The following is a 26,297-nucleotide window of genomic DNA, read 5'->3' as shown; positions in this document are numbered from 1 at the left end:
AAATAGCAAGAATTCGCGGCAAATACAGCGGATAACCTGACTTTTTCGTCACTATTTTACATTTTAAGCCCATTCGGAGCTCATTCTGAGACTCAAGCGGTGAGAGCGTGTAAGGGAGGGATCAAGCGGTCGGGGGAGGGGAGATCTGTGAGGAAAAAGCGGGGAAAAACAAAAAACCCGCCTAAGCGGGTTTTTTTAAATTCTTGCAGAGCTGTCAGCAGTTGGCATGAGCCATCAGCAGCATGCTCCGGCTTGAATTACAGACCAACTACGTTGGCAGCAGCCGGGCCTTTCTGGCCTTGCTCGATGGTGAACTCAACGCGCTGACCTTCGTCCAGGGTTTTGAAGCTGGTGGACTGGATAGCGGAGAAGTGTACGAACACGTCTTTGCTGCCGTCAGCCGGGGAGATGAAACCAAAACCTTTCTCAGCGTTGAAGAACTTAACGGTACCAGTCATTTTGTTAGACATAATAATTTCCTTAAATAGTGTTGAATGCCACTTAAATGGCAATTTTTGATTTTTCGTCAGCAATACGTATGGGGAGCACTAAAGAAGGAGAATTATTTGATAAGAATTATCCGAGGATAACGCTTATGCTAATCACTGCTTTACTAAAATGACTGCCTAACATAATCAGGTCTGAACTGCCGAACCATCGAGAAAGATTAAAACACGCTCTCATTTTTAAAGCAAACTTTATCTCGATATTAATGTTTTGTAACAGCCAAAAATATCATTTTTTATAGTAAACATGATGCATTTCAACGGCATAGAAAAATCAGTGCAGACTCATATCACCCTGTGGCAAGCCAGATTCGGCTTTTTTGTCCTGACTATGTAGCCAGTTCTGACAAAAAATATGAGAAAAAATGAAAAAGGTGGCGATAGATGGGGATTGTCAGTTGGCGTTCTCTCTAACTCACAATGTAAATCACTTCTTTGCTGCTGCGATTAGCTTCTGGGCTGCAAATCAATGGCAGCGCCAAATCTGGCTCATCGAGCATCGCCCAGACATGCAAACGCCCGCAGGCACAAGTGCCAGCGGGCGTTTTGCAAGAAGGGATCAGCGCTTGCTGCGAAACTTGTTGCTGACCGAATCAATCCAGCTGAAGGTTTCCGGCAGTACCTGGTTCTTGGCACGCTCTTTGGCTTTCTCGCGAGCCAGCTTGGAGGCAGCCTTGGCTGCTTCGGCGCGGTCGGCCACAATTTTCAGGCGACCCTCTTCGCGGATCTTGTTCCGCTCTCCGTTGGTCAGCTGGTGGTCTGCATTGGCTTGTGCCTTTTGCAATAACAAGGCTATCTCGGCTTTTTCGGCCTCGGTCAGATCTTTCATTTCCAGCTTTTTCACGGCGCGCTCCTGCGGCAGGGTGGTTAGACACCCTAACACAGTTGTGCCGATCACTTCTTATGCAATCGGCTTTCCGGCAGTAAAAATGCGGGTTTGTGCCAACTTTCCGTTATTTCGCTGCCACTTTCCCGCCTTTTGCCACATTTCAGTTTATGGCGAGCGGTGAGGGCAGCTCTTGCTCCTCCGGCTCGACGTGGATCAGCACGATGGCGTGGGGCAACTGCGCCATGATGGCGTGCTCGATGCGATCACAGATATCGTGGGCTTCTCCGATGCTCATCTCCGGGGGCAGTGTGAGGTGGAAGTCGATATGGCGGCGGCGTCCGGCACGACGGCTGCGCAGATCGTGAAAACCGCTGGCGGCAGGGCAGCATTCGGTGATGATGCGGCTGGTCATCGCCAGCTCTTCCGGGCTCATGCTCTGGTCGATCAGCGGCTGGAAGGCCTCGTTGAGCATGCTGATGGCCTCTCTGACAATAAAGATGGCGACCGCAATGGCCACCAGCGGGTCGAGGATGGCGAGTGAATGGCCGAACAGACCGGCCAGCCAGATCCCGCCAAGACCGACGGCGACACCGGCTGAAGTGAGCACGTCCGCCTTGAGATGAAGCGCATCGGCAGCCAGCGCGACCGACTCCTCCTCTCGGGCCACCTTGTAGAGGTAGGCCGAGACGCCGCTGTTGACCAGCGCCGAGATCACCATCACCAGCACGCCCCAGCCAATGCTTTCAATCGGGCTGGGGGTGATCAGCTTGTCGACGGCTTCGAAGATGATCCAGCCCGCGGCCAGCAAGATAAGCAGTGCTTCGATGACGCCGGAGACATTTTCAATCTTGTCGTGACCATAGGGGTGGCGTTCATCGGGCGGGAGATCGGACTTTTTCACCGCGAACAGGGCGATCAGGGCCGCCACCAGATCCATGGCGGAGTGGATCGCCTCCGAGATGATACTGACCGAGCCGCTGGCGAAACCGGCCACCATTTTCATGATGATCAGACTGATATTGGAGCAGACCGACACCATGGCGGCTCTGGTTTTTCTGTTCATGTACAGCTTCCTGAATAAAAACGGATATTTCGGTGCGGCGCGCATTATATCCGGCTGACCGGAAATAACCTATTCGGTGTTGTAACCTGATGTTTCCGGTGATATCGCGAATGCTTATTAAAATGGTGGCCTCTTGAACGGCAATAAATAATGAGAGGGATTTATATTTATCCGTGAAAATATCTAGGTAACGATGGCTTAATATAAGCGTGACAACATTTAATAATGCGAATTACTCTTTTTTGGTCTTTCCTGTCGAGGTCGTTTGGCCTCCCCGCTCAAGGGTCTGCGCGCGACATCTTTTGGACGAGAATGAGGCTGGATCCGGATGCCGCTGGAGGGTATGCTGGGTCTGGTGATGGTCTTGCACCATCCCACCAAGCGTACTGAAGTTGATGATTCGGATGGCATGCTGGCTCCCATGAGGAACCAACTGTCTGGGTAACATTTTTGGAGTTTGATGATGAGTAACAAAGAACATCACAACGGCAAAGATGCCAAGAAAAAACCGCAGATGTCACTGAAAGAGAAACGCGAAGCCAAACGTCAGAAAGCAGAACTGAAAAACGGCAGCGCAATGAAGTAACGCTCCCCCTACTGCTGTTCCTTCGGAGCCAGTACAAAGCCAGCCCTTACCGGCTGGCTTTTATGTTTGTGGCTCACGGCGTGGCGCCGTAAGCCGCGAAAATCTGGTGATAACGACCATCCTGACGCATCGCCTCAAGGCGCTTATCAAACAGATTGCGGGCATCGGCCGTTCGGAAGGCAAAGTGATAGACGGTGGGCGGGAAGAGGTCTGCTTGCCTGACCTGATTGCGCTCGTAGTGCTCGCCTGCCTGGGCGGTGGCAATCAGCTGGTCGAGGTAGTAGTAGAACACCCGCTCCTCCAGTACGACTGCATCCACCCTGCCGCGCATCAGCTGATGTACCTGCACCTGCTGCTTGGCTACCTCCTCATAGTGGGGATTCTGGTTGGCCATGGTGGCGAACGAGCCCCCCAGAATGGTTCTTGCCCGTTGAAAGGCGGTGACCCGTTTTGAATGCAGATCGTCCAAGGTACTGATGTGGGTGCTGCGCAGGGTGAAGATCCGGTTATGGAAGGTGATAACGGGCTGGGACAGAAAATGGGGATCAACCATACCGGGTCTGACGTTGATGATGGCATCCAGCTTTCCTGAATCGAACAGGCGGAAGGTACGCTCCAGTGGCAGAAATTCAAAGCTGGGCTCATAGCCGCTGCCAGCGAACGCCTCTTTCAGCAGATCCAGCTCGATGCCACTTTGATTACTTTCGATGACATAAGGGGGGATGGCAAAGCTGACCCCGACCTTGAGTGGCGTTGCCAGCAACTGACCGGGCAGCATGCTGGTCAGCAGGAACAATAAAGGGGTGAGCAGTTTCATTGCACTTTGCACAAAGCGCTCCTGTGGAGAATATCCATCACTGTAGGGGAAGCAACCATAAAGCGTTATATCCCTTTCGGGCTGAGTGGTTCAGCCTGAGTGCATAAAAAAAGACCCTGAGTTATCAGGGCCTTTTCAATATTCTGTTCTTAGAAGGGGATATCGTCGTCGAAATCCATCGGCGGCTCGTTATATACCGGCGGTGCAGATTGCGGCTGCTGGGCAGGACGGCCATAACCGCCTTGCGGCTGCATGTTCTGCTGCGGAGCCGGTGCCGGGCGCTGCTGATTCATCGGCTGCTGGGCAGGCATGCTCTGCTGTGGCTGACCCCAGTTACCCTGGGATTGGCCACCCATGTTCTGGCCCATACCCTGACCGCCTTGCGGACGGCCACCCAGCATCTGCATCACGCCAGTGAAGCTGTCGACCAGCACTTCAGTGGTGTAGCGCTCCTGGCCGCTCTGATCTTGCCATTTGCGGGTCTGCAGTTTGCCTTCCACATAGACTTGGGAGCCCTTCTTCAGGTACTCGCCAGCCACTTCGGCCAACTTGCCCATGAAGACGACGCGGTGCCATTCGGTACGCTCTTTCTGCTCACCGGTCTGCTTGTCGCGCCAGGTTTCAGAGGTAGCCAGAGTAATGTTGGTCACAGCACCGCCACTCGGCATGTAGCGTACTTCCGGGTCTTGCCCGAGGTTACCGATCAGAATGACTTTATTGATGCCTCGACTGGCCATAATCTCTCTTCCACCTTATTTACCGGCCAGGTCGAAACCTGGTCCAACACGACTAGATACCTGATTAGTTGCTGTGTGCGGGGCGCAATGTCCCGCAGACGCATGTGACGGTCATAGTAACAGTTGCGAAGCGGATTGGCAGCATCCTTAACCGGCTTGATGCGCCAAAGGTAACTGTTGGCTCCTGCTGTAGTGATGGTCGGGTTGCAGCTGTTTCCGGCGCGTCCGGCATCACATTTCTGCCATATATTCCTGTTATGCTGGCCGATTGGCGAATTGGAATCGGTTTTTAAATCGACTAAAAACATATGGTTACGATATTTATGAGATCCATTCTCATACTTTTTTAATATTGTGCTCCCATACCTCCTTGGTAGACTCAGTCGGCCAGATTAGGTGGTTTACAGGTTCAAGGAAGAGCACACAATGAAAGCCGCATGCCCGATCGCACTGGTCACTGAAAATAATGTGCAGGCCAGCACATTTGCTGCATACCTCATCTCTCATTTGAGCCGTCCCGTCCAGCTAATCCACGAGATTAATCAGCTAGATAACCAGTGTGACGGCACGCTGTTTCTCATCGATCTCGACTATATCCGCTCCGGCCAGTCACTGGGCTGGAACCGGGCGATCTCCGAACGCTTTGGCATGGCGACCACCGTGCTGCTCAATGCTCCCACTGCGACGGATCGCGACCTGCTGCTGATGTGGCCGCAGATCTGCGGTCTGTTTTTCCGTCAGGATCCGCTCGACCGACTGGTTGCCGGGTTGCAGAAAATCCTGTTGGGCGAGTACTGGATGCCGCGCCACCTGCTGTGCGAGCTGGTCGAATACTATCGCCAGGGCAATAGCTACCTGCTGCGTAACGACACCCTGCTGACAGCCAGAGAGCAGGAGATCATCCGTTATCTGATGACGGGCGCCTCCAATGTCGAGATCGCCGACAGCCTGTTTGTCAGCGAGCACACCGTCAAATCCCACCTCTATAACGTTTTTAAAAAGCTGAACGTGAAGAACCGGATCCAGGCGGTGAGCTGGGCCAAAGAGTATCTCGATGCTCCGGACTCCCACTGATGAAAGCGTTCTCTCTGGCGTGTTGCCTTGTGCTGCTCTGGGGCTTCACGACCGTTGTGGCGGCCGAGGCCGATGCTCCGCTGGAGTCGGTACAGCCGGAGCAGGAGAGTGATCGGCTGGATGTGGATGGTTTGGTGCTGGACCGCACTTTTACCCGCTTCGGTCAGGGCTTTTACAACGAATTTACCCGGTTGCGCAGTGATGAAGACCCGAATGCCAGAGAAAATCTGACGATTCATGAGCGCCCGACTGCTCGCTGGGGCAGCCTGATCTGGATCACCCATAACCGGAAGGTGATTTTTAAAACCGCGCTCTCTCCCGGCCGCAATCAGCAGGAGCAGAGCGCCAAACTGGCTTGGTCACAGGTCAGGCAGACCCTCGAACAGCAGAAGATCGCGACCCTGTTCATGGATACCTTCGATTTGGAACATGATGAACTATAAGGATATTTCTCATGCGTGCCCGGTTATTGCTAGTTGCAGCACTGATAGCGCCAGCGCTCCATGCGTCGGAGCTTGTCTATCGCCCCGTCAACCCCAGCTTTGGGGGTAACCCTCTCAACAGCAGTCATCTGCTTGGCACCGCCAATGCGCAGAATGATTACAAGGATCCCGCCAGTGGCAGCGGTAGCAGCGGTACCTCGGCGCTGGATCGCCTGACCTCCAACCTGCAATCCCGCTTGATCAGCCAGCTGCTGGCCGATATCGGCAAGGATGGCAGCCAGAGTGGCAGTCTGGTGACCGATGATTTTGCCATCAATGTGGTGGATGAAGATGGCACTCTGGTGGTTTCGATCACCGACCGGGTGACCAACCAGACCACCATGATCGAAGTGAATGGCCTGATTGCCGACTGAGGGCGCGATGAAACGACAACTGTTATTGATAGTGCCCCTGCTTGCGCTGGCTGGCTGTGCGACCCATATCGGCTCGCCCGTTGCCGATGAGAAGGCAACCCTGATGCCGCGATCCGTCTCTTACAAGGAGCTGATCAGTCTGCCCAAGCCAAAAGGGAAAATTGTCGCGGCCGTCTACGATTTTCGCGATCAGACCGGTCAGTATCTGCCAGCCCCGGCATCCAACTTCTCCACGGCGGTCACCCAGGGCGGGGTCGCCATGCTGAGCACGGCTTTGTGGGATTCCCAATGGTTTGTGCCGCTGGAGCGGGAGGGGCTGCAGAACCTGCTGACCGAACGCAAGATTGTGCGGGCGGCCCAGAACAAGCCCAACGTTCCCGGCAACAATGCCAATCAACTGCCCTCGCTGGTCGCCGCCAACATCCTGATCGAGGGGGGGATCGTCGCCTATGACAGCAATGTGCGCACCGGCGGGGCGGGGGCCAAGTATTTTGGCATCGGTGCCAGCGGGGAGTACCGGGTCGATCAGGTGACGGTCAATCTGCGAGCCGTCGATATCCGTTCAGGCCGGATCCTGAACAGTGTCACCACCTCCAAGACAGTGCTGTCGCAACAGGTGCAGGCAGGGGTATTCCGCTTCGTCGAGTACAAGCGCCTGCTGGAGGCCGAGGCCGGTTTCAGCACCAATGAGCCGGTACAGATGTGTGTCATGTCGGCTATCGAGTCCGGGGTGATCCGGCTGATTGCCAATGGCGTGCGGGACAATCTGTGGCAACTGGCCGACCAGCGGGATATCGACAATCCGATCCTGCAGGAGTACCTGCAAGACAATGCCCCGCTGCTTTGAGTTTTCCCGCTCGTGCAATGCCCTCCCTGGTGGAGGGCATTTTTTTTGGCCTCCATCGAATACGAATTAAGACTTTCTGCTCAGCGACAGGGCGGCGCTTTTCATCCTCGAATCAGCGGAGTGCCTGATAGGCCGCCTCTGGTCTGACAGGGATACTGTGGGCGTTTTCCAACAAGGCGATGGCGCGATGAAACACCTGTTGAGTGCTCTCTTTTTCCTGCTGATATCGGGCGCCCCGCAACTCGCCGCAGAGCCTGCCGTCTTCGACGAGCTGGCGATGGCAAGCGAGCTGGATTCCGGTCTGCAGAACGATGGGAATCAGGCGCTGTTGTGGCAACTCGGTAGCGAGCAGCAACTGCATCTCACCCAGCAAGGGGAGCTGAATCAGGCGCGCCTGCTGCAACAGGGTTGGGCCAATGAGTTGTCGCTCTCCCAGGTGGGAGATGAGAACTGGGTCAATGGTGCGCAACTGGGCGAGGGCAATAGCGCCGAGCTCTATCAGGCGGGCATCAATAACCGGATTTGGCTGCTGCAACAAGGCAGCGGCAATGAAGCCTGGATCAGTCAGCAAGGGGTAGACAATCAGGCCCGGGCGATCCAGCTGGGTGATGGCAATCAGGCCAGCATCGAGCAAAACGGTAACGGATTGGCGGCAACCGTTATTCAGACGGGAGCCAATCAGCAAGTAAATGTCGTTCAAACCAACTGAGCCTAGGCTCAACCATTAGCACGAGAGGGAAATCATGTTTAAACGTACCATCATTGCCTCGGCAGTTCTTCTGGCGACCAGCACCGCTTGGGCGGCATCTACTGGCAATCAGGCTGAGGTGACTCAGGCTCAATTCTCCACCGGCAATCTGGCGTACATCCAGCAGGTCGAGGAGAGCACGGCTAACAAGGCGGCGATCTATCAGCAGGGTAACGGCAACCTCGCCTCGACCGAGCAGCGCAATACCGGTGCTTCCACTGCTGATATCAAGCAAGCCGGTGGCCAGAACGAAGGGGAGGTATTGCAGCAGGGAGTGACCAATAAATCGACCGCGACCATTGATACCAGCGGGCTGTTGAACAAGGCCTCGATTACCCAGCAGTACTACAACGGTGAGGCCACGGCTAGGGTGAGCCAGTTTGGTGATGGTAACGATGCCCGCATCAAGCAGGATGATGGCGATCGTGCCAATTCAGTGATTGAGCAGCAAGCGGATGGTAACAGCGCGCAGATCAATAACTACTGGTCTGATTATGCCAGCGCGACCATTACCCAGTCAGGAGAAGGTGGGCATAATGCGGATGTCGATCAACGCGAATCCGATGGTGCCGTTGCCAGCGTGGCTCAAGAGGGTGGCAATAACACGGCCTTAGTCGCACAACGTACAAGCAACTTCGGTTACGGCGCAAACGAGGGCACCTCTGCGGTCGTCAAGCAAAGTGGCAATGACAACACTGCAGAGGTCACTCAGCTGGGGCTGGCCAACGTGGCAACGGTGGAGCAAAGCGGGACCGCTGGCAGCGTGACAGCCCTGCAGTCTGGTGCGACCGCCGGACAAGGGAACAACCTGCTGGCCAAGCAGGCTGGTTCCGGTGAAACCGCCCTTTTGACTCAGACCGGGAGTCGTAACCAGATCGACTCTGAGCAGAGAGGTTCTGAGGATCTGTTGACCATCACCCAGAATGGTAACGACAACATCGCTAACGCCAGACAGAGCGGTACTGGTGAAACGGCGGTCGTGACTCAGCTGGGTAATGGCAACCAGACCGACACCAACCAGCAAGGCGTTGGCAACACTGCGCAGGTCACTCAGAATGGCAACAATAACCAGGCAGTGGTTGATCAGCTGGCCAGCAGCGTGGGTGGATCTGTCACTATCGATCAGTTGGGTAGCGACAACTATGCCAATGCAGTGCAAGAGGAGGGTAGTCGCAACAAGGTCGATATTGACCAGAACGGCACTGGCAACCAGGTTGCCGCCGCGCGTGGCGTTGAGGGCAAAGGAGCCTGGACCTGGGGCTCGGACAACGAGCTGGTCGTGGCTCAGAAAGGCACTGACAACTGGGCTTATGCCGATGCGTCTCACTCTGACTCTGTGGTGACAGTGACTCAGGATGGGAAACTGAACAGCGCCAAGGTCGAATCCTATCTGGGGAGCGAAAACACGCTCACCGTAAGCCAGTTAGGTGAAAAACACGTGGCCAACGTTTACGTCAATGGCGGCATGGGCGGTGGCAATAACGAAGTCGACGTTGCACAAACCGACAGCCTCAACACTGCCAATGTGACTGTCTATGGCAGCGATAACATGGCCTATGTCTATCAGGGTTCTGGTAGCAACTGATGGTTATCTCCGGATTCAGGGGCCTGCGGGCCCCTCTTTTATTGGTGCTGCTCTGTGGGTTGATGCTGGTTCATCGCGTCGCTTCCCCAGCAAGCGCTAGGGGAAACGAGATGGAGCCCGATCCGTCGATCCGCTTGTCCCTCAATATTGCGCAGAACGAGCAGGGGCTGTCACTTGCGCCAACGCTGCTCAGCAAGCGCGACTTGACGGTGAGTGTCAGCTTGCTGGTGCATGGCGAAGGGGCGGCCGGGAGCACGACTCAGCGCCAGAGCCGTAATCTGTCGCTGCAGGCTGGAGTGGTCATGGCGGTTGGCAAAATAGGGCTGGGTTTGCGTTGTCCCTATCGGGTCGAGGTCACCGCTCTGATATGGCAAAACGAGCGGCTGCTGGTGGAGAAAAAAGAGCAGATGGCGTGCGCCGGATGATGCGCATTTCATCTCATGACTGTCTATTCATCCAGTAGTCTCTATGCCATACTGACTCGCTCAGGTTTCTGTATCGAGCGTGCAACAAGATGGAAAAGATCGTGGTCCGGGGTGCTCGCACCCACAACCTCAAGAACATCAATCTGACCCTGCCCCGCGACAAGCTGATCGTGGTCACCGGCCTCTCCGGCTCGGGCAAATCCTCTCTGGCGTTCGATACCCTCTATGCCGAGGGGCAGCGCCGCTATGTGGAGTCCCTCTCCGCCTATGCTCGCCAGTTCCTCTCCCTGATGGAGAAGCCGGACGTCGACCATATCGAGGGGCTTTCGCCCGCCATTTCCATCGAGCAGAAGTCCACTTCCCATAACCCGCGCTCGACCGTCGGCACCATCACCGAAATCTACGACTACCTGCGTCTGCTGTTCGCCCGGGTCGGTGAGCCGCGCTGCCCGACCCATGCCATTCCGCTTGCCGCCCAGACCATCAGCCAGATGGTGGATCAGGTACTGGCCCAGCCGGAGGGGAGCAAGCTGATGCTGCTGGCCCCGGTGGTGCGTGACCGCAAGGGGGAACACACCAAGCTGCTGGAGAATCTGGCGGCGCAGGGTTATATCCGTGCCCGTATCGACGGCGAGGTGTGCGATCTATCCGACCCTCCCGCGCTGGAGCTGCACAAGAAGCACACCATCGAGGTGGTGGTGGACCGCTTCAAGGTGCGCGATGACCTTGCCTTGCGTCTGGCCGAGTCGTTCGAGACGGCGCTGACCCTATCCGGTGGTATCGTGTTGGTGGTGCCGATGGACGGGGAGGAGGGGGTTGCTCCCATGACCTTCTCCGCCAACTTCGCCTGCCCGGAGTGCGGCTACTCCATGTCGGAGCTGGAGCCGCGCATCTTCTCTTTCAACAACCCGGCCGGTGCCTGTCCCACCTGTGATGGTTTGGGCGTGCAGCAATATTTCGACCCGGCCAAGGTGATCGGCGATCCGGCCATCAGCCTGGCCAACGGCGCCATCCGTGGCTGGGACAAGCGCAGCTTCTACTACTTCCAGATGCTCAAATCTCTCTCCGAGCACTACAAATTCGATCTGGAGACGCCGTGGGAGGATCTGCCGCTCAAGACCCAGGAGGTGATCCTGCGTGGCTCCGGTCGCACCGAGATCGAGTTCCGCTACATGAACGACCGCGGCGACGTGGTGGTGCGCAAGCACCCGTTCGAGGGGATCCTACACAACATGGAGCGGCGCTACCGGGAAACCGAGTCCAATTCGGTGCGTGAAGAGCTCTCCAAATACATCGCCAACAAGTCTTGCTCAAGCTGCGATGGCAGCCGGCTGCGGGAGGAGGCGCGCCACGTCTTCGTCGACAACCGCAACCTGCCGGCCATCGCCGAGCAGTCCATTGGCGATGCGCTCGCCTTCTTTGAGGGGCTGAATCTGACCGGCCAGCGCGCCCAGATCGCCGAGAAGATCCTGAAAGAGATCGTCGAGCGGCTCGGCTTCCTGGTAAACGTTGGCCTTAACTACCTGAGCCTGTCGCGCAGTGCCGAGACCCTCTCGGGCGGCGAAGCGCAGCGCATTCGACTGGCCAGCCAGATCGGTGCAGGTCTGGTAGGTGTCATGTATGTGCTGGACGAGCCGTCCATCGGTTTGCATCAGCGCGACAACGAGCGTCTGCTCAAGACACTCACTCATCTGCGTGATCTCGGCAACACGGTGATCGTGGTGGAGCACGACGAGGACGCTATCCGCCTCGCCGACCATGTGCTCGACATCGGCCCGGGAGCCGGGGTACACGGCGGGGCCATCGTCGCGCAGGGTACGCCGGAGGAGATCATTGCCAATCCCGAGTCACTCACCGGTGACTACCTCTCCGGTCGCAAGCAGATCGCCATTCCTGCCGAGCGTACCCCGCTCACCGGCAAGTGGTTGAAGCTCAAGGGGGCGAGCGGCAACAACCTGCGCAACGTCAACCTGGATCTGCCGATCGGAGTGATGACCTGCGTCACTGGCGTCTCCGGCTCCGGCAAGTCGACCCTGATTAACGATACCCTGTTCCGCATTGCTCACCGCGAGTTGAACAAGGCCACCGAATCCACCCCGGCACCCTATCGCAGTGTCGAGGGGCTGGAGCATCTGGACAAGGTGGTGGATATCGACCAGAGCCCCATCGGCCGCACCCCGCGCTCCAACCCGGCCACCTACACCGGCCTGTTCACCCCGATCCGCGAGCTGCTCTCCGGCACTCAGGAGGCGCGTTCCCGAGGCTACCAGCCGGGCCGCTTCTCCTTCAACGTGAAAGGGGGCCGCTGCGAGGCGTGCCAAGGGGATGGAGTCATCAAGGTGGAGATGCACTTCCTGCCGGACGTCTACGTACCGTGCGACGTCTGCAAGGGCAAGCGCTACAACCGCGAGACGCTGGAGGTGAAGTACAAGGGCAAGAACATCCACGAAATCCTCGAGATGACGGTGGAAGATGCCCGCGAGTTCTTCGATCCGGTACCGGCAGTGGCGCGCAAGCTGCAGACCCTGATGGACGTGGGCCTCTCCTATATCCGCCTCGGCCAGTCGGCCACAACCTTGTCTGGCGGTGAGGCACAGCGGGTCAAGCTGGCGCGGGAGCTCTCCAAGCGGGATACCGGTCAGACTCTCTACATTCTGGACGAGCCGACCACAGGGCTGCACTTCCACGATATCCAGCAGCTACTCAAGGTGCTGCACCAGCTGCGGGATCGTGGCAACACCATCGTCATCATCGAGCACAATCTGGATGTCATCAAAACTGCCGACTGGATCGTCGATCTGGGTCCGGAGGGGGGCGCCGGTGGTGGCCGCATTCTGGTGACGGGGACGCCGGAAGAGATTTGCACCAATAAAGAGTCTCATACAGCTCGTTTTTTGCGGCCACTATTGGCGCGATAAGCCGTTATAATCGAGGGGCCTTTGGCCCCTTTTTGTTATAAAAATCGGGAGCATAGGGGGAAGCTCGTCAAGTGTGGGCAGGCTTGGCATCTCAGCATCATGGTAATGGATATATCGGGTTATGGCTCAGGCTCCGCGTACGATTGATCATCAGTTGGCTTACTCCATGTTCCCCATCTGGCTGGGGGCGATCCTGCTATTGCTGGTCCTGCTGGCGTGGGCCCAAATCCCGGCTGCCAGCCGGATTGAAGAGCAGCGAATGAAGGAGCATCTGCTGCGCGTGACCAAGGCGGTGCAGGCGGATGTGGCCGCTCTGGATGCATTCAGTCGGGATTGGGGCATCTGGGATGACAGTCACCGTTTTATGGACAACAAAAGCATGGCGTACATCGAATCCAACCTGTTCAGTGATATGCCGATGCGGGATTTTAGTCTCAACCTGATGAGCTTCATGGATCTCACCGGCTACGAAATCTGGACGCGCACCCTGCTACCCGATGCGCCGGGGATCAATCCGGACCAGTTTCCCTACTTCCTTGATGAATTGAAAAAGCAGTTGAGAGAACGCTCGGTGGCACAAGGGAGCATCAATCTGCACGGGATCCGCGCTTCCCAGTGGGGGCCGCTAATGTACTCGTGGCAGCCGATCAGAAACAGTGACGAGTCGGCACCGTTCAACGGTTTCTTGCTGGTTGTTCGTTGGCTCGACAAGGCCTACCTCGAGCAAGTATCGGAGCGTACCGCGCTGCCACTGGCGATCTCCCACGCCAATCTGGATGTCACAGCTACCTTCAAACCACTGAAACCGCAAATAACGTATCGCCTGATCGACCTTGGGCTGACCCGGCTCAGGGGAGAGGTGCGACTGCTCAACAGCGATAACCAGCCGGTACTGACCCTGGTGATTGAGGAGGAGAGAAAGATCTTGAGTGGCGTCATGGAGGGGGCGCTCTGGACCTTTATCGGCATGCTGTTTATCAGTTTTATCTGCGTCATGATCGCCATGTACCGGCTCAACAGCATTGTGCTTACCCCGTTGCAGCAGCTGGTGTCGGCGCTGCAACGCTTTGGCGATCGGCCAGATGCCACCTTGATCCCCTATATCGACAGCAGCGCCGAGATGGCGACCCTGAGCGGCAAGTTCAAGGAGATGGCCAGCAAGGTTAGTCAGCAACACGATGATTTGTTGGAAAAATCCAGCCAGATGGAGATGGCTGCATTCACCGATCCCTTGACCCGTTGCTTCAATCGTCGCTATCTCGATGGTTGGTTGCAGGCCAACCGGGCCAAACCTTGTCTGTTATTGCTGCTGGATCTGGATCATTTCAAGCGGATCAATGACCGCCTTGGCCATGACATCGGGGATCTGGTGCTGAAACAGTTGGCGGATCTGCTGCGCAAGGTGGTGACAGGAGAGCGCGAGCCGATCATCCGGCTGGGCGGGGAGGAGTTCTTGTTGCTGTTGCAGGTGGATGACGAGCAAGAGTTGGCGCTGCGGGTCGAATATCTGCGCCAGCGTGTCGCTCAGCATCGCTTTGGCAGAGAGGATGCGCCACTCTGGTTGACGGTGTCGCTGGGGTTCTGCCGCTATCCGTTGCACCCGGAGTACCCGGATTCATTCTGGAGTCACAGCTTCAAACTGGCGGACATGGCGCTGTATCAGGCCAAAGTCGGCGGGCGAAATCGGTGGTGTGGCTACGCTGGTCCCCTCTCTGCGGAGGGCATGGGCCAGACTCCGGAACAGCTTGCCGAAGGGGGGCATATCACCCTGCTGCACTCTGTCAATCCGGATTAACCCTGCCGTACCAATACCAGATAGGCCAGGGCGACAATAAAACCGAGCAGGATAAAGAGAAAGGATCCGATTCCCCACACGGCCGCGAGAAAGGCCCCCACCTTTTGCCATTTCGACTCATTTTTCATAAATAAACCATTACTTCCCAGTAACTTGTGTGGCGCAAAAAATACGCTGATTTGCCCATATTAACAACAATTAATAGCCACTCTGCCGCGCAATAAGATGTGGTTTGCTTGCTTCTTTTGGCGCTGGATGCGGGTAGTTACAACCTGTCGAAACAGGCATTTCGGCTTGTTGTCTGGGGACTCAACGAGATTGGGATGGCGCGCAAAGATGTCACACCAATCGATTTATTTCTGTGCAACCTTTGCTCCAAGTCAATAACTTTGCATTTACAAGGGCATATAGTCAGCGGGCTTACAGCATCAAATGAAAACAAAAAAAGGGATTACGTGATGAAAAAATTACTTCCTCTGATGATTGCCGCTGCAGTGACCTCTCCTTTCGCCATGGCCCATCAGGCTGGTGATATTCTGGTTCGTGGTGGTTTGGCATTTGTATCGCCGCAGGAAAGCAGCACGCCTGTAGAGCTGGAAATTAATGACAACATGCAATTGGGATTGACTCTCTCTTACATGATTACTGATAACTGGGGTGTCGAATTGCTGGCTGCAACCCCCTTCTCTCATTCAGTCAAACTGGGTGGCGCTGAAGTTGCCAAGATCAAGCATTTGCCGCCGACTCTGATGGGTCAGTACTATTTTGGCGATGCTCAAAGCAAGGTTCGCCCGTATGTCGGTATTGGCGTGAACTACACCACCTTCTTTGATGAAGAGGGTCGTGGTGCACTGTCAGGAACCGATGTCAAAGTCGATGACTCCTGGGGTGTTGCCGGACAAGTTGGTATCGATATGGCTATCACTGACCGCTGGTTTGTCAACGGTTCAGCCTGGATCATGGATATCGATACCGATGTGCATACAGCGATTGGCACCATTAATACCAAGGTCGACCCGATGGCCTTTATGGTGGGTGTTGGCTACCGCTTCTAATGATTCTGACTGCGGTTCTGAACGGACCGCGGAAGATAGCAAAGTACGTCTCTTTCAGCCCGGCTTGTGCCGGGCTTTTTTCGTATGGCTGATTTTGTCTGTACTGTGATCCAACCCGATACAAATCAATTAAATACCTACCGCTTTATTTCAGTTATTCGCCACCCCTGCCGATAGTGACTATGTTCACTTTACCTTCCCCCAATGAGTGAGGATGTCTCCATGGGCTTATCTATCGTGCAGCGGATCATCGCCGGATTCGTGTTGATGCTGCTGTTGCTGATCCTGCTTGGTGTGATCAGTACCTTTAAAATCAAGGGTATAAATGACGGCCTCTCTGCCGTATCTGACCGGGCAACCCCGCTGGTGGTGGCTGTCGCAGGTCTCAAGGGGGCACTGCAGGATAGCAACCGCTGGGTGCTGGTCTACCGCACCAGTGAAGATGCCGCCCAGTTGCCGCAGCTGGCCAATCAGTTCAAGGAGCAGCAGAACCGCTTCGCCCAGCTGAGTCAGGAGATGGGTAAATTTACCGATGTAGCGGATGCTCGTGCCCGCTTCCAGCAGGTCGAGAGTGCTACCACTCAATTTTATGGCTTGGCGGATCAGGTGTTGGCCCAGCATCGGCAGTGGGTCAGTGCACTGGAGCAGCGCCACAAGCTGGAGATGGAATTTATCCGCCTTGAGGATACCTACCAGTGGGCGGCGGATCTGCTGCTGCAACAGACCGCCAGCAAGCGCTCCATGCGCAACAAGGCGGAACTTATTACCTCAGGTATCGCCCGCGATCTGAAGAATATCCGCCGTGCCGATGCCAAAACCGACCTGAACGAGCTGGAAAAGGTACTCAGCAAGGATATCGAGATGGCCCGCAAGCGGTTGGAGCGGGTGCTGGTGCCCGATGATGTGAAAGCGCGCTTTGTCTCCAATCTGGATCGGATGCAGGAGCTGGCGCTCGGCGCTCAGGGCTTGCTGGCGACCATGCGACAGGCTCAGCAACTGGCGCTGTCGCTGGCCACGCAAAATCAGCAGCTGGATGCCAGTTTGGTCAACAGCCTCAATTTGCTTGATGAGATGGGCAAGTCCGCCGGTGCCATCGCCAGTGATAGCCGGATCAATGCCGATGCTGCGGTCAGCAGTGCCAGCTTCTGGATCCTGGTGGTTGCCGCGATGTCTGCCGCTGCCGCACTGGTGATCGGCTATACCACGGCGCGCAGCATTCAGCGCCCGTTGCAGATGATCAACAAGGAGCTCGATTACATGGCGGCCGGCGACATGACCCGCCGCATCAACTACCGCAGCAGTTGCGAATTTGGCAGCCTCTCTCGCTCCATCGATACGCTGGCGGGCAAGACCGGCGAGCTGCTCTCTCAAATCAATGCGGGTTCCCGCCATCTGGTGGAGGAGGCGAGCCGCGCCGCCGAGATCAGCGAACGGGCCATGTCCCGGGTACAGGAGCAGAAGAGCCAGACCGATCAGGTGGCCGCCGCCATTACCGAGCTGGAAGTGAGCGCCACCGAGGTGGCCCGCTCTACCGATGGCACCAAGCGCGAAGTGGATCTGGCCGATGAAGAGGCGCGCAATGGCCGCCAGAAAGTGGCCACCACTCGCCGGATCACCGAGCAGCTGGCTGGCGCCATGGAAGAGGCGGTCGGGATCACCTACAAACTTGGGGAATTCAGTAACAACATCGGTAGCATTCTCGATGTGATCCGCAGCATTGCCGAGCAGACCAACCTGCTGGCGTTGAACGCCGCCATCGAAGCGGCTCGTGCTGGCGATGCCGGTCGCGGTTTTGCGGTGGTGGCCGATGAGGTACGGGCGCTGGCCAATCGCACCCAGACCTCGACCGAAGAGATCCAGGGGATGATTGAGAACCTGCAGAGCTCCAGCAAGCATGTGGTTGAAGTGATGGGGCGCAGCCAGGAGCAGACCCAGAGCTGTGTCGAGCAGACTCGCGAGATGGATGTGGCGCTGCAATCCATTGCCGATCGGATGGGGGCCATCAAGTCGATGGCGGATCAGGTGGCTCATGCCGCTCAGGAGCAGATCTCCGTCAGTCAGGGAGTCGCTCGTCATATCGCCGGTATTGCCGATGTGGCATACGAGACCGAGCGGGAGGCGCGGGAATCCGCCAGCAGCAGCGAAGTGCTGGCCGACCTGGTCGCCAAACAGCAGCAATTGATCGCACATTTCAAGGTCTAGGAGGGCTTATGTCTAAAAAGTGGATTGGAGCCCTGAGTCTCCTGTTGTGTGGCGAGCTGATGGCCAGCGAGCTGGTGATTGAAAGCTGGCGAACCGATGACAAGGCGTTGTGGGAGCAGAAAATCATCCCGGCGTTTGAAGCGGCGCATCCCGGCATCAAGGTGAGTTTTCATCCGGTGCAGAACGTCAACTACATGCCCACCCTGTGGGAGAGCCTGAAAGGGGGCAAGGCGGGGGATCTTATTACCTGTCGTCCGTTTGATGACTCGCTCGCCCTGTTCAAGGCGGGCCATCTGGCCGAACTGACCGAAATGGCAGGGATGGAGAACTTCCCGAGTTTTGCCCAGTCACCCTGGCAGACTGACTCCGGAGCCCAGACCTTCTGCGTGCCGATGGCTTCGGTGATCCATGGCTTCTTCTATAACAAAAAGATCTTCAGTGAGTTGGGACTCACCTTGCCGCAAACCCGCGATCAGTTCTTTGCCGTGCTGGACAAGATCAAGGCCGACGGGCGCTATGTGCCGCTGGCCATGAGTGGTTCCGAGAGCTGGGTTGCCTCCGAACTGGGGTTCCAGAACATTGGCCCCAACTACTGGAAAGGGGAAGATGGTCGTCTGGCTTTGATTGGCGGGCAGGAGCGGTTGGACAACCCCCAATATGTGAAGGTGTTCGACGAGCTGGCCCGCTGGCGTTCCTACCTCGGTGAAGGTGGCGAGAGCCGCGATTATGCGACCAGTAACGAGCTGTTCACTTCGGGCAAGGCCGCCTTCTACGTGGCGGGCTCCTGGGAGATTGCCCCCTTCACCGGCAAGGTCGATTTTGGCGTCATGCGTCCGCCGGTGGCCAAACAGGGTGATGGCTGTTTCTTTACCGACCACACCGATATCGGTATGGGGATGAATCCGGCCAGCAAGAACAAAGAGGGTGCAATGGCCTTCCTGCAGTGGCTGACGACGCCGCAATTTGCCGAGCTCTATACCAACTCGCTGCCGGGATTCTTCTCCCTCTCCAACCACTTTTTCGATGTCACCAATCCGGCGGCCAAAGAGATGATGGAGTGGCGCGATCAGTGTGACTCGACCATTCGGGTGGCGACCCAGATCCTCTCCCGTGGTACGCCCAAGTTGGGGGATGAGCTGGCCGAGGTGAGTCAGGCTGTGTTGCTCGGCAAGATGGAGCCCAAGGCTGCCGCGGATCGACTGGAAAGTGGCTTGAAGGGCTGGTATGCCCCTCATCAGGGCAACAAGGCCAAGAGCGCGGATTGTCAGTGTGATGCGGTTGCCCCTGCTCCTGTTTCTGTGCCGACGACTGAGCTGTCCGCAGCTCCCGCGACCAGTGAAGCATCGGCCGTGGTGTCACCTGCTGTGACTCCCGTAGAACCCGCATCAGCGGCCGCTGCACCATTACCGGCGCAGTCGGATGAGGTAGAGCAGGCGCTCTCCAACGAGCTGGAGGCGCCACAGCAGCCACAGCAATAGGTCATCGGCATCAATAAAAACGGGAGGCATCAGCCTCCCGTTTTTTATGGCTCGCGGCCAGCAGGTATCGCTTTATTGTGCTTCGTGGGGCCAGTGGCAGAGGCTGCCGATGCGGGCAACCGGGGCAAACCCCAGAGAGCGGTAAATGCGCTGGGCATGGTAATGCTCGTCAGCCACTATGATCAGCTGTTTGGCACGAGACAATCCTGCGCGAGCCACTTGACTCAGCAGCTGGCGGCATAACCCCTGGTTGCGCCACGCATGGTGCGTGCGTACCAATTGGAAGCGCCCAAGTGTGCCGCAAAAGAAGAGACCACAGCTGGCGACCAGTTGCCCCTCTTGCCAGATCCCCCACCAGTCCCCGAGACCATCGGCAATCATGGCCTGATAGAGCGCCTGGCGGGATCGCAGATAGGGGAGATAGCTCTGTTCAGAGTGCCCCTCATCCCGCTCATGGAGTTCGAAGTCGAGCCACTCAGGCCAATCAGCAGTGGTGAAGGTGCGTGCCTCAACATTGTTCATATCGCTGTGAGGGGGCGGGCAACTCTGTTCATCCAGCGCCAGCACCACGCACTCCATATATTGGTAACCCGTTGCGACAAAACCGGCTATCCGGCTGTTTTGCCCGGCCGCCAGCGGCCATTGGAAGGTGCGGTGGCGCACTCGAGGATCTTGACCGATCAACTGATCGAATGCGGCTTCCAGCCAGCCTTTGTCATGGTCGCTGGGCGGGGTGGGGAGTAGCAGGTAGTTGCCGAAGTAGTAGTCGGGAGCATCCGGCGTGCGAACCGCCCAGAACTGCTCATGCTGGATGACCTCGCCCTGGTAGCGATCAAACAGCAAGTCGGTGGCAAAGCCGGGGTGGGTATCCATGATGGTGCTCCTGCAAAGACTCATTCTGTTATCGGCAGGAGTGGGAAATAGATGAAAAGGGGCCGGAGAAACCTCCGGCCAAACAATCACACGCAGATTCAGAACGTCCAAGACGATCTGCCCCCATCATAACTCGACTGGGGCAATTTTGGGATGGGCACTTTTCGGTTACGTACCGTTAATTTTGTAAATATGAAGTTCGTCAGATCGGATGTGAGGTAAATCTCTGTTGACTTTGTGTCGTTTTGCCCATAAATATAAAGACGTTTAGACGTCCAAACATCCGTTTTGACGTAAGAAGATGGATTGCGGGACAGGGAGAAGAGCAGATGGGATTTCACAGTGCACGTCAGGTTGAGGCGCTCAACCAGAGCTTGGCAGATTTGAATGGCGATATATCGGTCAGTTTCGAGTTTTTTCCGCCCAACAGTGAAGGGATGGAAAATACCCTCTGGCAGTCCATCGAACGGCTGAAGGTACTGGAACCCAAGTTCGTCTCCGTCACCTATGGTGCCAACTCCGGTACCCGTGATCGCACCCATAAGGTGATCAAGGACATCAAGGAGCGGACCGGCCTGATTGCGGCGCCGCATCTGACCTGTATCGATGCCAGCCGCGACGAATTGCGCACTATCGCCCGCGACTACTGGAACAGCGGTATTCGTCATATCGTGGCTCTGCGCGGTGATTTGCCGCAGGGGTTGGAGAAGCCGGATATGTATGCCACCGACCTGGTTGCCCTGCTCAAGTCTGAGGCGGACTTCGATATCTCGGTTGCCGCCTATCCGGAAGGGCACCCGGAGGCCAAGAGTGCGCAATCCGACCTGCTCAACCTCAAGCGCAAGATTGATGCCGGTGCCAACCGCGCCATCACCCAGTTCTTCTTCGATGTGGAAACTTATTTGCGCTTTCGGGATCGCTGCGCCGCCATCGGCATCGATGCTGAAATCGTGCCGGGGATTCTACCGGTCTCCAACTACCAGACACTGGCCAAGTTTGCCGGTTTTACCAACGTGAAGATCCCGCGCTGGATGCATCAGCGTTTCGAGGGGTTGGATAACGATCAGATGACCCGCAATCTGGTGGGGGCGAGCATCGCCATCGATCAGGTGCGCGTGCTGAGTCAGGAAGGGGTGAAGGATTTCCACTTCTATACCCTGAACCGCTCCGAGCTGACTTATGCCATCTGCCATACTCTGGGGGTTCGTCCCAAGGGCTGATCAGTGCTCACCGCGATAAAAGCAAAAAGCCAATGAGTTGCTCATTGGCTTTTTCGTTATGGCCGATTATCAAGGTCTGGTCGGGGCGATCTCTTTTGGCTCAAGATCGATAACCGCATTACCGGCAGCCCCCGGATACTGGCGATAGACCTGATCCTGTTCCAGTGTGTAGAAGGTATCCAGATAGTCGTCGTTATTGGTCATCCAGGAATCGGGCAGCGCCTTGACGATGCGACCGCCGAGATCGAGGAAGGGCAGGGCTTCCGGCACGCCACCCGCGGTAAAGCCGAGTTTGAGGGCTTCAATCAGCAGGGCGCTCAGCTCCTTGTAGTTGACGTTGTCATCCTGCTCCATCATCACCACATCGACGGCACCCCAGCGATAGCGATCCCAGTAAACCAGGATCTGGTTGGGGGTGTAGTCTGTGTTGTCATAGTCGAGGTAGGGCATGTCGACAATATCGACTACTGGCTCATCCCGACTGGGATTGACCCCTGCGACCACCGCATACACTTCGGCTGCGCCGAGCAGCCAGGGCTCCTGATCATCCTTCAGTCTGATCTTTTTCAGGATACTGGTCTTGAGCGGCGCCGTGCTGGCCGCCACTCGCGGGGCGCTTTGCAGATCCGCATCGGCCAGTGCTTTGCGCATCACCTTCAAGCCTGCGTTTTTGGCTTTGACGGGATCGGCTTCGACTACCAGAACCGGCCGGGCCGGAGCCTTGTCCACATCCAGATAGACGGGATTGCCAGCGCTGTCGAACGCTTCAATGGCGCTCCAGCTCTTCTCATCCCCACTTGGAACATAGGCGACCAGCGGTTCGACGCCCTGCTGCAGTGCTGCGGCCTGATCGGTGTTGGCCAGCCGCAACTGCATCAGTTGTTTGACCTCGCCATCCAGTCCTTGTCGGCTGATGGCTGCCTGGTTGGCATCGCTCGCCTGCCGTTTAAGGCGCGGGCTGGCCTTCTGCAGCAGGTTGGGAAGTGGGCTCTGGTATTGCTGATTGCTCAGCAGGGGCAGCAGGTTTTTCTGCTGAAGTGCGAGCTGGCGAGCCAGCTCTCGATCCGTATCGGCAGCCTGGACGCTCGTAGCACCCAGTATGGCCAGTAGTAACAAGACAGCCTGATTTTTCATTTTTATACTCCGTTGCATGGAACCTGACAGGGCAACACGTCCGGGAAGATTGGTGCCCTGGCACCACTAGAAGGAAATTAGTTTCACTTGTGAATCATTTTATCTGGATAGTGTGCAGAGGTTCACGGTTTGAGGTTCAATTGATTCCTTTGTCGATATGATTGGAACTGATAGATAGCCAGACCAATCAGCAGACCCCAGCAGGCTGCCGCGATGTCGAGCAGGCTGATCCCGGACGCGGTAATGATAAAGGTGAGCAGCGCAGCTTCTCGCGCTTCATCCTCTTGCAAGGCCGAGTGCAGGCTGCTGCCGATGGTACCTAGCAGGGCCAAACCAGCGACGCAAGTGACAAGGGCTGCCGGAAAGGCGCTAAACAGGGCCGCGACGGTTGCGCCGAAGCAGCCGGTCAGGAGATAAAAGCAACCCGCCCATACCGCAGCTGGCCAGCGGCGCTTGGTATCCGAGTCGACCTCTTTGCCCATGCAGATGGCGGCAGTGATGGCGGCCAGATTGAAGGCATAGCCGCCAAAAGGGGCGAGCAGCAGGCCAGTCAGGCCAGTCCAGCTGATCAGCGAGGAGGTGGAAGGCTGATAACCGTGGGCCCGCAAGATGGCAATTCCCGCCATGTTTTGCGATGTCATGGTGACAATGAACAGCGGCAGCGCGATACCAAACAGAGCATCAAGGGAGAAGGCTGGCCATGTCCAGACCGGGCTGGCGAGTTGCCAGTGAAGGGTGCCCAGTTGCAATCCCCCCCGCACGCTGCAGATCAGCATCCCCACTCCCAGTACCAGCACCATGGTATAGCGGGGCCAGAGATGACGACCCAGCAGGAAGGCCAGCAGCAGGGTGCCAAGCAACAAAGGGTCTTGCGGGGCGACCTTGAACAGATCCAGCCCGAATTTGAGCAGCACGCCAGCCAGCATGGCGGCGGCCAGTGGAGCCGGGATATGTTTCATCAAACGGTCGAACCAGCCGCTGATGCCACACAGAGTGATCAGCAGGGACGAGATCACAAAGGCGCCGATCGCTTCCGCCAGAGTGAAGTTGCCCAGCGTGGTGATCAGCAATGCCGCGCCCGGTGTGGACCAGGCGGTTAGTATGGGTATGCGGTAATAGAGAGAGAGGCCGATGCAGCTCACCCCCATGCCGATCCCCAGCGTCCAGAGCCAGGAGGCGACTTGAGCAGTATCAGCACCCGCTGCCGTGGCGGCCTGGATGATCAGGATGACGGAACTGGTGTAGCCGACCATCACGGCGATAAAGCCTGCGACCAGATGGGGGATGGCGAAGGGCATGGCTCTTCCTCTTGGCGTTGTGACGCGCTGTGCGTTATTGCGTACAATACAGCTTTGACTATATCGCTGTGCGCTATAGCGCACAAGGCGCATCGTGCAAGAGTAATAAAGAGGCAGTTATGCAAGAGATGAGTCAGCATCTGGCTGCTCGACTGAAGGGGCTGCGCAGCGAGCGCGGCTGGAGCCTGGATGCCGCCGCGCGCGAAACGGGTGTCAGCAAGGCGATGCTGGGGCAGATTGAGCGGGGAGAGTCCAGCCCGACAGTGGCTACGCTGTGGAAGATAGCCACCGGGTTTCGAGTCTCATTTTCCAGTTTTATTGAGCCCACACCCGCTGCGCAGGCAGAGGTGCTCTATCGCACCGCCGATGCCATTCGCCAGCAGCCAGCGGGAGAGGGCATGCAAGTGGCGCCGCTCTTCCCTTATGAAAACCGGTTTGGTTTCGAATTACTTGAGCTGACCCTGTTGCCGGGTTACCAGCGTGAATCCGAGCCCCATGAGCCGGGAGTGACCGAACATGTCATCGTCATCAGCGGCATAATGGAGGTGCTGGTGGAAGGGGAGTGGCGCTCATTGGTGCAAGGAGAGGCGGTGCGTTTTGCTGCCGACCGTCCCCACGGTTATCGCAATCTGGGCATAGCCCCGGCGATTTTCTACAACCTCATCCACTATCCGGTGGCAACACCCTGAACATGTTCCGCAGTCATCAACCCGGTCGACCATCTGCTCTGGGGCGGATCAGTATCGGGGTATAGACCCAGACAAACAGACCATAGGCCGCGATCCAGGCAAGCGCGCTGAGGTTCCAGCCATGCAGGGTATAAGCAGGCCAGAACAGGGGAATCGCCACCCGCATTGTGGCGGCAGCGATAACCAGGGCGAATGCGCCAGTGATCCTGCGTCCTACCTGCAAGGCTCGACCGCTATGGCCGAGAGAGACTCGTGCAATCATACCCAGAATCATGGTACCCATGCAGCCTGCGCTGAGCAGGTGACTGGCCATCGACAACGTGATGGGCTGACCCGCGCTATGTGCCGCAAGTGCGAGCAGGCCAAAAGGGATAAACAGATAGGCGAGATGGAGTGACCACAGCAGGGGATGCGCAAGGGTCGATGGCAGATGCCAACCCAGTTGCCGCCACAGATGCAAACTCGCCGCCACTATATAGAGAGGCACTATATATATGCTGGTGACCCATTGAGTGGGGAGCAGCAACCAGCACAGCAATATAAACCACAGTGCCGCGAGCGCCGCCCGTTCCAGCCAGAGCTGAGGTGCAGCTTTCTCCTGACCGGTTGCCTGGGCGGTGAAGAACGGAATCACCCTTCCACCCATCACGGCGATCAGGGTGGTAAACAGCAGCACAGTGGTGATCAATAGGTGCTCAACGGTGGTCCAATCGACCTGCCATAACCAGCTGGCACCATTGAGCAAGGTCAGTATCAGCAACAGGGGCACGAAGAAGAGGTTGCGCCATTGCCGGGTTATCAAGATAGGCTTGGCAAGGAACCAGGCGCAAAGCGGCAACCAGAGCAGGTCTGCCGCCATCAGGAGCGTATTCTCTTCACCCAGCCAGGGTAACAACGTCCTTGGCAACATCCACAACCCCACCACCAGTGCCAATGGCCAGCTTCGAACACCGGGATGGGCCGTCCAGTTCTGCACCGCGGTGAGCAGAAAACCCGCGACGATGGCAGCCCCGAAACCAAACAGCATCTCATGACCATGCCACCAGATCGGGTTGGCAATCCCTGGCAAGGTAAGCCAACCGTTGAGCTGCCCCAACCAGAGCAACATGCCGACGGCAGCAAATAGAGCACCGAATAAGAAGAAGGGTCGGAACCCCAAGCGGAACAGCGGGACGATTTGCTCTTCCTTATGGCTATCGAGGATTTGATGCATGAGGGCATTCCAATTAAACATTTGAGATGGCAATTATAAATTGGCTTTTCAAATGTTCAATTTAAATCCGGCAATAGTCAGAATGGATGCCATTTCGAGCAAAAAAAGAGGTGGTTGCTTGATATCTGAGCGAACGAACTTTTTTGCTGAAAAAGCCCTTGTCATCCCGGCGCGGCTCTCTATAATGCGCCCCTACCGGCACGGCGGAACACGCCAAACTGATGAGCCAGCTTCCTTGTGAAGCAGGCGCCGAAAGAAAAGCGAAAACAATCGCTTGACTTTCGAAGTGAGAAGCGTAATATGCGCATCCTCAACGCGACAAGCGTGACGCTCTTTAACAATTTGAATC

25 protein-coding genes are annotated in these 26,297 nt (G+C 56.7%); 15 read left to right on the top strand and 10 right to left on the bottom strand.

All coding sequences use genetic code 11. The annotated features are described in order from the left end of the window. Positions 1 to 257: 257 nt before the first annotated feature. The 3 genes from cspE to LRL22_RS10530 all read right to left on the bottom strand — a co-directional run bounded on the left by cspE (position 258) and on the right by LRL22_RS10530 (position 2,398). Positions 258 to 470 carry a transcription antiterminator/RNA stability regulator CspE gene (gene cspE / locus LRL22_RS10540; RefSeq protein WP_005316548.1) on the bottom strand — a complete coding sequence of 71 codons (213 nt, stop codon included), beginning with the start codon at positions 468 to 470 and terminating at the stop codon, positions 258 to 260. A 595-nt stretch (positions 471 to 1,065) separates the two neighbouring features. Further along, positions 1,066 to 1,350, bottom strand: coding sequence for a DUF3811 domain-containing protein (gene yjbD / locus LRL22_RS10535; RefSeq protein ID WP_005340165.1), 285 nt, complete (start codon positions 1,348 to 1,350; stop codon positions 1,066 to 1,068). A gap of 145 nt (positions 1,351 to 1,495) precedes the next feature. Next, positions 1,496 to 2,398, bottom strand: coding sequence for a cation diffusion facilitator family transporter (locus LRL22_RS10530; protein WP_043822581.1), 903 nt, complete (start codon positions 2,396 to 2,398; stop codon positions 1,496 to 1,498). A 460-nt stretch (positions 2,399 to 2,858) separates the two neighbouring features. Here LRL22_RS10530 and LRL22_RS10525 point away from each other — a divergent pair, with 460 nt between their 5' ends. Then, positions 2,859 to 2,984: a hypothetical protein gene (locus tag LRL22_RS10525; RefSeq protein WP_019445191.1), complete on the top strand. Its 126-nt coding sequence runs from the start codon at positions 2,859 to 2,861 to the stop codon at positions 2,982 to 2,984. Positions 2,985 to 3,057: 73 nt separating this feature from the next. Here the strand turns inward: LRL22_RS10525 and LRL22_RS10520 are convergent, their stop codons facing one another. Together LRL22_RS10520 and LRL22_RS10515 are read right to left on the bottom strand one after the other, a co-directional pair. Then, the gene (locus tag LRL22_RS10520) at positions 3,058 to 3,801 is read right to left on the bottom strand and encodes a substrate-binding periplasmic protein (RefSeq protein ID WP_201953071.1); all 744 of its coding nucleotides are present in this window, start codon (positions 3,799 to 3,801) and stop codon (positions 3,058 to 3,060) included. Between the two features lie 149 nt (positions 3,802 to 3,950). Beyond that, entirely contained in the window at positions 3,951 to 4,538 is a 588-nt protein-coding gene (locus LRL22_RS10515) for a single-stranded DNA-binding protein (protein ID WP_005340181.1), read from the bottom strand. Between the two features lie 426 nt (positions 4,539 to 4,964). On the opposite strand from LRL22_RS10515, the gene LRL22_RS10510 reads away from it, so the two are divergent. From LRL22_RS10510 to LRL22_RS10470, 9 genes are all read left to right on the top strand, one after another. Beyond that, entirely contained in the window at positions 4,965 to 5,612 is a 648-nt protein-coding gene (locus LRL22_RS10510; protein ID WP_042080923.1) for a LuxR C-terminal-related transcriptional regulator, read from the top strand. After that, positions 5,612 to 6,055: a curli production assembly/transport protein CsgE gene (locus LRL22_RS10505; protein ID WP_201952785.1), complete on the top strand. Its 444-nt coding sequence runs from the start codon at positions 5,612 to 5,614 to the stop codon at positions 6,053 to 6,055. The genes LRL22_RS10510 and LRL22_RS10505 overlap by 1 nt, the downstream gene beginning before the upstream one ends. A gap of 11 nt (positions 6,056 to 6,066) precedes the next feature. Next, positions 6,067 to 6,468, top strand: coding sequence for a curli assembly protein CsgF (locus tag LRL22_RS10500; RefSeq protein WP_270905357.1), 402 nt, complete (start codon positions 6,067 to 6,069; stop codon positions 6,466 to 6,468). Between the two features lie 7 nt (positions 6,469 to 6,475). Then, the gene (locus LRL22_RS10495) at positions 6,476 to 7,315 is read left to right on the top strand and encodes a CsgG/HfaB family protein (RefSeq protein WP_005355003.1); all 840 of its coding nucleotides are present in this window, start codon (positions 6,476 to 6,478) and stop codon (positions 7,313 to 7,315) included. Between the two features lie 187 nt (positions 7,316 to 7,502). Beyond that, complete coding sequence (locus tag LRL22_RS10490; protein WP_270905356.1) at positions 7,503 to 8,024, top strand: curlin; 522 nt, start codon at positions 7,503 to 7,505, stop codon at positions 8,022 to 8,024. A 34-nt stretch (positions 8,025 to 8,058) separates the two neighbouring features. Next, on the top strand, positions 8,059 to 9,648 hold the full coding sequence (locus LRL22_RS10485) for a curlin (protein ID WP_270905355.1): 1,590 nt from the start codon (positions 8,059 to 8,061) through the stop codon (positions 9,646 to 9,648). A 110-nt stretch (positions 9,649 to 9,758) separates the two neighbouring features. Then, positions 9,759 to 10,073 (top strand): curli-like amyloid fiber formation chaperone CsgH, encoded by a 315-nt coding sequence (csgH, locus tag LRL22_RS10480; protein WP_254204223.1) that lies wholly within the window; start codon positions 9,759 to 9,761, stop codon positions 10,071 to 10,073. An 89-nt stretch (positions 10,074 to 10,162) separates the two neighbouring features. Then, a complete protein-coding gene (gene uvrA / locus LRL22_RS10475; RefSeq protein ID WP_270905354.1) occupies positions 10,163 to 12,991 on the top strand; it encodes an excinuclease ABC subunit UvrA in 2,829 nt (942 codons plus the stop codon). Positions 12,992 to 13,112: 121 nt separating this feature from the next. After that, the gene (locus LRL22_RS10470; RefSeq protein WP_270905353.1) at positions 13,113 to 14,786 is read left to right on the top strand and encodes a diguanylate cyclase; all 1,674 of its coding nucleotides are present in this window, start codon (positions 13,113 to 13,115) and stop codon (positions 14,784 to 14,786) included. On the opposite strand, the gene LRL22_RS10465 is transcribed toward LRL22_RS10470, so the two are convergent. After that, the gene (locus LRL22_RS10465; RefSeq protein ID WP_019445201.1) at positions 14,783 to 14,914 is read right to left on the bottom strand and encodes a hypothetical protein; all 132 of its coding nucleotides are present in this window, start codon (positions 14,912 to 14,914) and stop codon (positions 14,783 to 14,785) included. The two genes, LRL22_RS10470 and LRL22_RS10465, sit on opposite strands and share 4 nt — an antisense overlap. Positions 14,915 to 15,244: 330 nt before the next feature. On the opposite strand from LRL22_RS10465, the gene LRL22_RS10460 reads away from it, so the two are divergent. The 3 genes from LRL22_RS10460 to LRL22_RS10450 all read left to right on the top strand — a co-directional run bounded on the left by LRL22_RS10460 (position 15,245) and on the right by LRL22_RS10450 (position 19,521). Beyond that, the gene (locus LRL22_RS10460) at positions 15,245 to 15,841 is read left to right on the top strand and encodes an OmpW family outer membrane protein (protein ID WP_005340187.1); all 597 of its coding nucleotides are present in this window, start codon (positions 15,245 to 15,247) and stop codon (positions 15,839 to 15,841) included. Between the two features lie 222 nt (positions 15,842 to 16,063). After that, positions 16,064 to 18,043: a HAMP domain-containing methyl-accepting chemotaxis protein gene (locus LRL22_RS10455; RefSeq protein ID WP_270905352.1), complete on the top strand. Its 1,980-nt coding sequence runs from the start codon at positions 16,064 to 16,066 to the stop codon at positions 18,041 to 18,043. A gap of 8 nt (positions 18,044 to 18,051) precedes the next feature. Further along, positions 18,052 to 19,521, top strand: a complete 1,470-nt coding sequence (locus tag LRL22_RS10450; protein ID WP_270905351.1) for an ABC transporter substrate-binding protein — start codon at positions 18,052 to 18,054, stop codon at positions 19,519 to 19,521. A 72-nt stretch (positions 19,522 to 19,593) separates the two neighbouring features. Here the strand turns inward: LRL22_RS10450 and LRL22_RS10445 are convergent, their stop codons facing one another. After that, a complete protein-coding gene (locus LRL22_RS10445) occupies positions 19,594 to 20,394 on the bottom strand; it encodes a GNAT family N-acetyltransferase (RefSeq protein ID WP_270905350.1) in 801 nt (266 codons plus the stop codon). A 329-nt stretch (positions 20,395 to 20,723) separates the two neighbouring features. On the opposite strand from LRL22_RS10445, the gene metF reads away from it, so the two are divergent. Continuing rightward, the gene (gene metF, locus LRL22_RS10440; RefSeq protein WP_005340191.1) at positions 20,724 to 21,614 is read left to right on the top strand and encodes a methylenetetrahydrofolate reductase; all 891 of its coding nucleotides are present in this window, start codon (positions 20,724 to 20,726) and stop codon (positions 21,612 to 21,614) included. Positions 21,615 to 21,683: 69 nt separating this feature from the next. Here metF and LRL22_RS10435 read toward each other — a convergent pair whose 3' ends face one another. Both LRL22_RS10435 and LRL22_RS10430 read right to left on the bottom strand, forming a co-directional pair. After that, the gene (locus LRL22_RS10435; protein WP_021231648.1) at positions 21,684 to 22,748 is read right to left on the bottom strand and encodes a DUF3103 family protein; all 1,065 of its coding nucleotides are present in this window, start codon (positions 22,746 to 22,748) and stop codon (positions 21,684 to 21,686) included. A gap of 122 nt (positions 22,749 to 22,870) precedes the next feature. Beyond that, positions 22,871 to 24,046 (bottom strand): benzoate/H(+) symporter BenE family transporter, encoded by a 1,176-nt coding sequence (locus tag LRL22_RS10430; RefSeq protein WP_270905349.1) that lies wholly within the window; start codon positions 24,044 to 24,046, stop codon positions 22,871 to 22,873. A 119-nt stretch (positions 24,047 to 24,165) separates the two neighbouring features. On the opposite strand from LRL22_RS10430, the gene LRL22_RS10425 reads away from it, so the two are divergent. Beyond that, entirely contained in the window at positions 24,166 to 24,735 is a 570-nt protein-coding gene (locus tag LRL22_RS10425; RefSeq protein WP_270905348.1) for a helix-turn-helix domain-containing protein, read from the top strand. Between the two features lie 16 nt (positions 24,736 to 24,751). Here LRL22_RS10425 and LRL22_RS10420 read toward each other — a convergent pair whose 3' ends face one another. Further along, positions 24,752 to 25,948 carry an NnrS family protein gene (locus LRL22_RS10420; RefSeq protein ID WP_270905347.1) on the bottom strand — a complete coding sequence of 399 codons (1,197 nt, stop codon included), beginning with the start codon at positions 25,946 to 25,948 and terminating at the stop codon, positions 24,752 to 24,754. Positions 25,949 to 26,297: the final 349 nt, after the last annotated feature.

The sequence above is a fragment of the Aeromonas sp. PI_26 genome, from assembly GCF_027854445.1.
In the GTDB taxonomy this organism is placed as follows: Bacteria; Pseudomonadota; Gammaproteobacteria; order Enterobacterales; family Aeromonadaceae; genus Aeromonas; species Aeromonas veronii.
Note: the sequence above shows the minus strand (reverse complement) of the source record. Positions and strands in the feature narration are given on the sequence as shown.